Origin of the sequence: Rhodoferax sp. (assembly GCF_014859475.1) — a bacterium.
Lineage (GTDB): Bacteria > Pseudomonadota > Gammaproteobacteria > Burkholderiales > Burkholderiaceae_C > Rhodoferax.
This window is the reverse complement of the sequence record NZ_JACUUE010000239.1, coordinates 1-3,430: the sequence shown is the minus strand read 5'-3', so window position 1 is coordinate 3,430 and position 3,430 is coordinate 1. Positions and strand designations below refer to the sequence as shown.

General features: G+C 57.7%; 4 protein-coding genes. All 4 read left to right on the top strand.

From position 1 onward, the window contains the following. Window positions 1–145 precede the first annotated feature (145 nt). A complete protein-coding gene (gene phnF, locus IBX54_RS13690) occupies window positions 146–874 on the top strand; it encodes a phosphonate metabolism transcriptional regulator PhnF (protein WP_296543212.1) in 729 nt (242 codons plus the stop codon). Between the two features lie 48 nt (window positions 875–922). After that, complete coding sequence (locus IBX54_RS13685) at window positions 923–1,870, top strand: phosphate/phosphite/phosphonate ABC transporter substrate-binding protein (protein ID WP_296543211.1); 948 nt, start codon at window positions 923–925, stop codon at window positions 1,868–1,870. Between the two features lie 66 nt (window positions 1,871–1,936). Then, window positions 1,937–2,752: a phosphonate ABC transporter ATP-binding protein gene (gene phnC, locus IBX54_RS13680; RefSeq protein WP_296543210.1), complete on the top strand. Its 816-nt coding sequence runs from the start codon at window positions 1,937–1,939 to the stop codon at window positions 2,750–2,752. 9 nt (window positions 2,753–2,761) lie between these two features. After that, the coding region (locus tag IBX54_RS13675) for a phosphonate ABC transporter, permease protein PhnE (RefSeq protein WP_296543209.1) at window positions 2,762–3,430 on the top strand (669 nt) is incomplete at its 3' end.

Genomic DNA, 3,430 nt, shown 5'->3' with positions numbered 1-3,430 from the left:
ACTTCGATAAGGCATTGAACTGATTAGAAAAAGTGACTTCGATCGCGTTCAGCTTATGGGCGGCCCAATGCATTGCCCTGCGTCACGAAGATGTCACATGGGCTGGTTAACCTTACTGCACTTCAACATGTATAGATAACCGCATATGAGTCTTTACGCAGTCAGTCGGGATAACGGTGAATTGCTTTATGTCCAGATTGCCCGACAGCTTGAGCAGGAAGTAACCACTGGCTACGGACCTGGCGATTGCCTGCCGGCCGAAGGCTTGCTTGCAGTTCGATTTGGCGTCAACCGCCACACCTTGCGCCGGGCGATTGATGAATTGGTCGAAGCGGGACTGCTGGAGCGTCGCCACGGGCTTGGCGTGTTTGTACTGGACAGCCAGATCGACTATCAAATTGGCACGGGTACTCGTTTCACAGAAAACCTTGCCGCCCTCGGCATGCAATCGGAAAACCGCATTCTGTGCCTGCAAACACTGAGCGCAACCGAGCGTGTGGCGCAACGCCTGACGCTCAACATAGGTGACCGTGTGTTCTGGATTGAAACCTTGCGCACCGCATCTGACTGGCAACTGTGTGTGATCTCGCACTTTATTCCGGCAAACAGATTTCCTGATCTCGATAGCCGTTACAGCGGTGAGTCACTTCACCAATTCCTTGCCGTCAACTATGGCTGCAAGTTAAAACGAACTGAAAGCCTGGTGACAGCGGTGCTCCCGCAAGGAGATGACGCGAAATTGCTGGGTATGCCGCAGAACCGACCGGTGCTGCGCGTCAAAAGTGTGAACGTGGACGAGCGGGATGGAACCCCGGTCGAATACGCCATTACCCGGTTTCGCGCCGACCGGATCCAACTGCGAATTAACCCTTGACCTAGCCGTCTGACAACCTCGTTTTTCTACCTTACAGGAGCCTTCTAAATGTACCCGAAACAAATTGCCCGCCGCGCTCTTTTGGCGATTGGCCTGAGCGCCCTCACACTCACATCCTTGAGTGTGAGCGCACAAACCCCACATGACGGCAGTGCCGCCAAACCGTTACGCGTGGTGCTGGTACCCGCAGATGGCGGCACCGAAGATGGCACCAAAAAAGACTTCGAACCCATTTTCTCGGCCATTGGCAAGTCCACCGGGCTGACTTTTGACATCAAGGTGGGGCAGAGCTACGCCACCGTGGTCGAGGCCATGTGCAGTGGCGCTGCCGACATTGCCTGGTACGGTCCGGCCAGCTACTTGCAGGCCAAAGGCCGTGGTTGCGCAGAATTGTTGGCGCTGGCCGTGCGCCATGGTAAGTCTGTGTATTACTCCGGCATCTTCGCTCACAACGATGCCGGTATCAGCAGCATTGGCGACCTCAAGGGCAAGAAGATTGCGCTCGGAGATGTCAACTCCACCTCCAGCTTCAACGTGCCCGTGGCCATGATGCTGGCAGCAGGTGTCAGCCCGGCACACGACGCAGGCGGCATCAACATGGCCGGCAGCCATGCCAACGTACTCAAGGCGTTGGCCGAGGGTTTGGTCGATGCGGGCGGTGCTTCATTTGACTCTTTCGAGAAAGCAGTCAACGCCAAGGCCATCGACCAGATGAAGGTCAAGGTTGTGGTCAAGAGCGATCCTATTCCGTACCCGCCGATTGCCGTGCACCCCAAGGTGTCCGATGCCATCAAGGCCAAGCTGCGCGATGCTTTCAACAATGTGGACAAATTGCCTGGCATTACCAAAGACCAGATTCGTGGCTACGGCGGTGGCAAGGTTGACGGTTACACCGCCAACGTCAGCGAGCAAGACATGGCCAACGCCGGCAAGATGTTTGACCTGGTGACCGACCAGGTCAAGACCGACATCATGAAAAAAGCCAGCGCGCGCTAAGCCCTGTTGTCACAACCTGACTGTGCGAGGTTACTGCCACGCATGGTTCTCAACCGGAGAACGGTCATGATCCAATTCAAAGCTCTTTCCAAAACCTGGCCTGACGGCACCCAGGCAGTCACCAACGTGTCGCTAGACATCCCGCGCGGTCAGTTCTGCGTCATTCTGGGTCCCTCGGGGGCCGGTAAATCGACGCTGTTGCGTGCCGTCAATGGTTTGATGAAGCCCACGCAGGGTAGCGTCAGTATTGATGGCGTGGAATTGTCTGCGTCCAGCGAACGCGACCTGCGCCAGCGCGTGGCCATGATTCATCAGCACTTCAACCTGACCAACCGCATGAGTGTGGCTGGTAATGTGTTGGCGGGCCTGTTGCCGGTAGTGCCCACAATGCGTGCACTGCTGGGCTGGTTCCGGCCTGAACACCGGGCCAAAGCTTGCCAATTGCTCAACGGTGTGGGCCTGAGTCCAGCCCATCTGCAACGCCGCGCGGGCGAGCTGTCGGGCGGACAACAACAACGCGTCGGGATTGCCCGCGCTTTCATGCTTGATCCCGAAGTGGTGTTGGCCGACGAGCCCGTGGCCAGCCTGGACCCCAAAATTTCACACGACATCCTGACGCTGATCCGAGATGCGGCCCGTGAGCGTGGCACGACCGTGTTGTGCAGCCTGCACCAGATTGACCTGGCGCGCGAGTTTGGTGACCGCATCGTTGGCATGCGCGACGGGCAGGTAGTGTTTGACGGCACGCCTGCCGAATTTACCGATGAACGTGTGCATATCCTCTACCACGGCGCGCAATGGGAAGACAAGCCAGCGCATGTGATTAACGCGTCGGTTAACACCGTGCACACACGCCCGGCTCTGGACCCGGCCCTGGCCTGAGGACTTTCCATGAACATGAAACCGATACCCGTGCCCGCCGCGGGCACTGCGCTGCATTGGCAGCTGGATGCACCCTACACCGCGCGCCATGTGCTCATCGTTCTGACCTTGCTGGTCGTCATTCTCTTCACCGGCCATCGCACTGAAATGGACAAGATGGTGGTCATGAGCGCACAGGCTGTAGGCAACCTGGTGGGCGTGGTAGATGACTCCCAGGTGGTGCGCGGGCTGTCTCGCGTGGGCCAATCCATGTGGCCGCCGGTTGCAGGTGAAAAAGAAGAAGTGGCCCGCTTGCCCAATCTGGACAAAGATGATTTGCCCTGGTTTTCCTACATTGAAGTGCAAGAGCGCACCGAACAGCGACTCAACACGCAAACGCTGCAAATGGAAACAGAAACCGAGCAGCTTGAGTACCTCGTCCAGCCCGTGGGTTATCTCTGGACAGTGTTCATCAAGATGATCGAGACCTTTGAGATCGCCATTTGGGGCACGCTGCTATCCATCTTGGTGTCTGCACCACTGGCCTATTTTGCCGCGCGCAACTACAGCCCCAACGGCACCACCTACACCCTGGCGCGCGGCACCATCAGCCTGTTGCGCTCGGTACCCGAGCTGATCGTGGCGCTGTTTCTGGTGCTGGCCTACGGTTTTGGCCCCATTGCCGGGGTGCTGGCGCTG